The 2486-nt window shown below is 68.7% G+C and carries 3 protein-coding genes and 1 pseudogene; all 4 read left to right on the top strand.

The genetic code is table 11. The annotated features are described in order from the left end of the window. Positions 1-186: pseudogene (locus HC022_RS23965) on the top strand (replication-associated recombination protein A); the annotation flags it as partial. A 67-nt stretch (positions 187-253) separates the two neighbouring features. Next, positions 254-910 (top strand): alpha/beta family hydrolase, encoded by a 657-nt coding sequence (locus tag HC022_RS23960; RefSeq protein WP_167454072.1) that lies wholly within the window; start codon positions 254-256, stop codon positions 908-910. A gap of 257 nt (positions 911-1167) precedes the next feature. Continuing rightward, complete coding sequence (locus HC022_RS23955) at positions 1168-1689, top strand: hypothetical protein (RefSeq protein ID WP_008884620.1); 522 nt, start codon at positions 1168-1170, stop codon at positions 1687-1689. A gap of 216 nt (positions 1690-1905) precedes the next feature. Next, positions 1906-2486: DUF389 domain-containing protein (locus HC022_RS23950; protein WP_167454071.1), on the top strand; the 581-nt coding region annotated here is incomplete at its 3' end.

Raw genomic sequence — 2486 nt, 5'->3', positions numbered from 1 at the left:
CTCGGGCACGTGGGCTACCGCTTTCCGCACGACGATCCGCGCGGCTGGGTCGAGCAAAGCTACGCCACGGGCGTCGCGCCGGGGCAGTTCTACCAGAGCGATGCGCGACAGGCCGCAAGTTTCGAGAAGCGCGCCGACGAGTATTGGGAGCGGCTGACCGGCCGCCCGGTGCCGCGCCGGTTCTGACCACGGGGACCAAACCCGCACGGCTTGTCCCTGCCCCGGCATCGGGCGATGCTGGCAGCCGGACCATATGAGGGAAGGTGACGACGTGACGGAGTTCCTGATCGACGGCGACGCGCCCGGGCGCAGCACCGTGCTGCTCGCGCATGGCGCCGGGGCGGCGATGGACAGCGGTTTCATGGAGCTTGCCGCCGCAGCGCTCGCCGAGGCCGGCCTGCGGGTGGCGCGGTTCGAGTTTGCCTACATGGCCGGACGGCGCAGCGGCGGCAGCAAGCGGCCTCCGCCCCGCATCGAGAGCCTGCGCGCGGAATATCACGAGGCCATCGACGCGCTCGCCGCCGAGGGCCCGCTGATCATCGGCGGCAAGTCGATGGGCGGCCGGGTCGCGAGCCTTGTCGCCGACGAGGCCTTTGCTGCGGGCCGCATCGCGGGGCTCCTCTGCCTCGGCTACCCGTTCCACCCGACCGGCAAGCCAGAGCGGCTGCGCACAGACCATCTCGAGATGCTCGCGACGCCCGCGCTGATCTGTCAGGGCACCCGCGACCCGTTCGGCACGCAGGACGAGGTCGCAGGCTATGCGCTGTCGCCGAAGATCCAGCTCTGCTGGTTCGAGGACGGCGACCATGACCTGAAGCCGCGCCGCTCCCGCACCAGCGCCACGCAAGCCGACCACATCGCCGAGGCTGCCCGCACCGCCGCGCGCTGGAGCGCCACGCTCACCGCCTGAGAGGGCCGCGCCACCTCTTAGGCCGCGGGAAAGTCACGACATCCCATGCAGTTACCGCGCATTTCGGGGAAACCCGAAGGCGCTTTCCTGGCAGCACCATGGCGCGAGCCGCATGTTTTCCGGGCTTCCCCAAACGCTTGATTCCGATCAAGGTTAAGAGGCGAAATGATGAGTACGGTCTCAGCCATTACGCGAAGCGCGGCCAAGCCCGGCCCGCCCGCCGCTGGGACACCAAGAGACCCGGAAAGGAGAGTTCGATGCGCCATGCCCCTCAACCCCGGTCCCGGCTGTCGGGCCTTGCCCGACTCGCCGCGCCGCTGCTGCTCGCGACGGTCTGCGCCGGGCCGGTCCTGGCGGAGGACACCTTGCTCGCCATCGAAACCGCCGACGGCACGGTGACCGAGCTCGACCGTGACGCGCTCGAGGCGATGACCTCGCGCGATTTCAGCACCGAAACGCAGTGGACATGGGAAGAGAAGAAGTTCTCCGGCCCGGTGCTGCGCGAGGTGCTCGCCTCGGCCGGGCTTGAGCACGGGGTCATCGCATTGGTGGCCGACGACGGCTACGAAATGAAGATCGACCTCGACGCGGACGCCGAGTACCTGACCGCCGACTACCCGATCATCGCCACCCGCATCGACGACGCGCCCTTCGAGGTCACCGAAAGCGGGCCGCTGTGGGTCATGTTTCCCTATGACAGCCACCCGGAGCTGAACGTCGAGAAGGTCTATTCGATGTCGATCTGGCAGCTCAAGCGCATCGTCGAAAGCGCCGAGTGACGGCCGCGGGGCAGGCCCGCGCCCGGCCCTTTCCTCGGTCCTCGCGCACAACGTGCCATCTTGCCCGGCGCGCCCGGTGGCAGTACCCTTCTAAGTGACTGAAGTTCGGCACTTGGGGGAGAGGCTGACCGGGCAGGTCCGCCGCGCACCGATAGTCACACCGTTACTCTGACAGTCGCCCAACCCGGGCGCCGCGCGCCCCAGCGAGTAACGACAATGACCGTTCGCAACTTCAGCACTACCAAGGGCATCATCCGCTTCGAGGGCTCCGACCGGATGATCTACTGGCGCCGCTTCGCCATGCTGCTCGGACTCGCCGTGGTCATCGCCACCATGGGGCTGATCCGCGACTCCGGTGCGGTGATCATCGCCGCCATGCTGGTGGCGCCGCTGATGACCCCGATCCTCGGCACCGCCGCCGCCATCGTCACCGGGGACATCTCGCGCGCCGTGGCGCTTCTGGTGGTCGTCTGGATCGCCGCGCTCGCCAGCATCGGCGTCGCCTGGCTCATCGTCTTCATGACCGACTTCCCGCGCGGCGTGCTGCTGCCGGACGAGGTGCTGAGCCGCACCGACCCCGGCGCCGAGGACCTGGTCATCGCGCTCGCTGCGGGGCTCGCCGGGGCCTACGTGCAGGTCCAGAAATCCGAGCTCTCGCTGCTGCCCGGCGCCGCCATCGGCGTGGCGCTGGTGCCGCCCCTCGCGACCGTGGGCATCCTGCTCTATTTCCAGGAGTTCGATGGCGCCTACGAGGCGATGCTGCTCTTCGCCACCAACTTCGGGGCGATCATCCTCTC

The sequence above is a fragment of the Salipiger sp. HF18 genome (genome assembly GCF_011806505.1).
Lineage (GTDB): Bacteria > Pseudomonadota > Alphaproteobacteria > Rhodobacterales > Rhodobacteraceae > Salipiger > Salipiger thiooxidans.
This window is presented reverse-complemented; position numbering and strand designations above follow the sequence as displayed.